The organism is Pseudomonas sp. GM78, from assembly GCF_000282475.1.
Taxonomy (GTDB): domain Bacteria; phylum Pseudomonadota; class Gammaproteobacteria; order Pseudomonadales; family Pseudomonadaceae; genus Aquipseudomonas.
In genome coordinates this window covers 1-2,985 of record NZ_AKJF01000105.1, presented here as the reverse complement: position 1 = coordinate 2,985, position 2,985 = coordinate 1, and the positions used below count along the sequence as shown (strand labels likewise).

At 60.1% G+C, this 2,985-nt stretch carries 3 protein-coding genes; all 3 read right to left on the bottom strand.

Going from position 1 to position 2,985, the window contains the following annotated elements:
• Positions 1-733, bottom strand: a 733-nt coding sequence (locus tag PMI35_RS13780; protein WP_008060785.1) for an aldehyde dehydrogenase family protein, incomplete at its 3' end; no start/stop codon positions are given.
• A complete protein-coding gene (locus PMI35_RS13785; RefSeq protein WP_008060783.1) occupies positions 730-1,635 on the bottom strand; it encodes a dihydrodipicolinate synthase family protein in 906 nt (301 codons plus the stop codon). The genes PMI35_RS13785 and PMI35_RS13780, both read right to left, overlap by 4 nt.
• Positions 1,636-1,812: 177 nt before the next feature.
• Positions 1,813-2,985 (bottom strand): NAD(P)/FAD-dependent oxidoreductase (locus tag PMI35_RS13790; protein ID WP_008060781.1); only part of this gene is annotated, 1,173 nt, incomplete at its 5' end.

Below are 2,985 nucleotides of genomic sequence, written 5' to 3'. Positions count from 1 at the left end.
CGGTGAAGCTGACCATCGACACGTCCATGTGCCGGCCCAGCGGCTCCCCGACTTCACCGCCACCGCCGGACAGCACGTTGAACACACCGGCCGGCACACCGGCTTCAAACGCCAGCTCGGCGACCCGCAGCGCAGTCAGGGTGGTTTCCTTGGCCGGCTTGACGATGATCGAGCAACCGGCGGCCAGGGACGGGCCAATCTTCCAGGCCAGCATCAGCAGCGGGAAGTTCCACGGCAGCACCAGGCCGACCACGCCGATGGCTTCACGCACCACCAGGGTCAGGGCGCCGTTGCCGACCGGTGCCGTGTTGTCGTAGATCTTGTCGATCAGCTCGGCATGCCAGCGCAGGGTGTGAATGGTTTCCGGCACATCCGTGAGTTGGCATTCGCGCACCGGCTTGCCGCTGTCGAGGCTTTCCAGCACCGCCAGCTCGTGGGCGTTCTGCTCCACCAGGTCGGCAAAGCGCAACAGCACTTTCTTGCGCTCGCCGGGGCTCAGCTTGTGCCAGCGGCCGTCTTCGAAGGCCGCCTTGGCTTTGGCCACGGCGAAGTCAACGTCCTGGGCATTGCAGGCGGTGATCTCGGCCAGCACTTCATCGGTCGCCGGATTGGTCGTGGTGAAGGTGTTGCCCGACAACGAGGTGTAGGCCTCGCCATTGACGAAGGAGCGGGTCGGAAACTTCAATTCCCGGGCAATGGCGGCGTATTCAGCCGCGCTGAGAAGGCCAGTCATTTTGCGCTCCCGGTCACCTGGGCGACCTCACGTTTCAGGGTAGTGATGATCTCCTGCAGGGCCTGTTTTTCATGGTCGTACATCGGTTGCAGCGGCGAACGCACACTGCCGGTGCGCAGGCCGTTGAACTCGCAACCGACCTTGATCGACTGGACAAACTTGCCGCTTTCCAGGAAGTCCATCAGGGGCATGAAGGCACTCATGATCTTGCGGCCTTTATCGAAGTCCTTTTCCACCACGCAGGCTTCATACAAGGCCACGTGTTCGCGCGGGATGAAGTTCGAGCCGGCACACACCCAGCTGCGCGCGCCCCAGGCGAAGAACTCCAGGGCTTGGTCATCCCAGCCGCAGGACAGGCTGATGTTCGGGTAGTCCCGCGCCAGGCGATGCACCTGGGCCATGTCGCCCGAGCTTTCCTTGATGGCGACGACGTTCTTGCTCTCGGCCACCGCGGCGAAATACTCCGGGCCCATGCTCACGCCCATGCGCGCCGGGTAGTTGTAGAGCATGATCGGCAGGTCGGCGGCACGGTCGACGGTCAACGCGTGGATGGCGTTTTCTTTTTCGGTCGGCAGCGCGTACGGCGGCGAACCCACCAGGATGGCGTCGGCCTTGATGGCCCGGGCGGCCTTGGCGTATTCGACCGAGTCTTCGGTGCGGATGGCGCCGGTGCCGATCACCAGGGGCAAGCGGGTGCCGATGACGTCCTTGGCCTGGGTCGCCAGCTCGATGCGCTCTTGCGAGGTGTGGGCGTAATACTCACCGGTGGAACCACCGATGATGATGCCGTGCACCTTGGACTCGATCAGGTATTCGAGCACTTCGGCGAATGCCGCTTTGTCGATGTCACCGCTGGCGGTCAGGGGCGTGATTGCCGGGGTATAGATGCCTTCGAATTTCATGATTTGCTCTCCAACTGTCAGGGTTGTTTTCAACTCAGCGGCTAACGAAAACCCAAAATCCGGGTGAACGAAAACCGTCTCGACCAGAAACAATCAGCCTCCATGGACTCGCCAATAGAACTAAAAACTTCCAATCAATGGTTTTAATTACTGGGTTATCTATACGTTGTTACTTGATCAGCTTTCCTTCCCTGCCCGGCACTGGCCCCATAGCAAGTTCATATTGACGCCCGCTGAAAGGATCGGCTCAGGCGGGTTCCTGTTCGGCCCCGGGGAGGACAGGAGAAAGTCCGTAAGATGACTGTTCTTGCCCGCCAGCCAGTCGGCCAGCAATGTGCCCGTCACCGTTCCCCGGGTAACTCCCAGCCCGTTGCAGCACAGGGCGCCATAGACGTTATTTGCCAACTGCCCGAAGTGCGCCATGTGGTTTCTGGACAACGCCAGCGCCCCGCCCCAGGTGTATTCGAAGTTGACCTCAGGAAGCATCGGGAAGCGGCGTTCGAAAGACTCTTTGTGCCGGACCTTGAACCGCTGCAGGTACTTCTGATGACTGCGGCCATCGGCATTGAAACTGAAGCTGTTGCGCACCAACAGGCGATTGTCAGTTGTGCGGCGCAAGGTCGTCCCAAAAGGATCGGCGGGAATCACGCCCCAATAAGGCAAGCCCCCCAATCGCGCCTGCTCTTGCTCCGTCAGCGGTCGGGTCAGGCTCGCGTAAGTGAAAATCGGCAGCATGCGCCCTTTCAAAAAGCCGAAGCTCATCGCGAACGCATTGTTGGTCAGGAGCAGTTTGTCCGCGACGATACGACCGTTGCTGTGGGTCAGAATGGTTTTATCGCCGTACTCGACGCTCGTAATCGGGGTGTTTTCGTAAAGTGTGACGTTACCGGGCAAGCTGTCGGCCAGGCCCTTGACCAGTGCCGCGGGCTGGATCAGGGCCGTGCCCGGGGTAAACAGCGCCTTGCGATAGAAGTGCGTGCCGATGTGGTTCGGCAAGTCCTGCCCTTCGATCACCTGATATTCCTGACCCAGCTTGTCCAGGCCACGACGGTAGGCATCCAGCACCGCTATGCCTCTGTTCTCGATGGCGGCCTGGTACTTTCCGCACAGGCGAAACTGGCAGTCGATGCGATGTTTTTCAACGAGATCTTTCAGGATGGATTGACCCATCAGGTTCAATTCCATGCTGATTTTCGCCGTCTTGATATCACCGATATAGTCGTCAGCGCCGATATCGTGTGGCAGGTCAATGGCGAAGCCGGCGTTTCTTCCGGATGCGCCATAGCCCACTTCCTGGGCCTCGATCAGCACAATCTCGTCATCAGGAAAATTCAGCGCCAGCTGACGCGC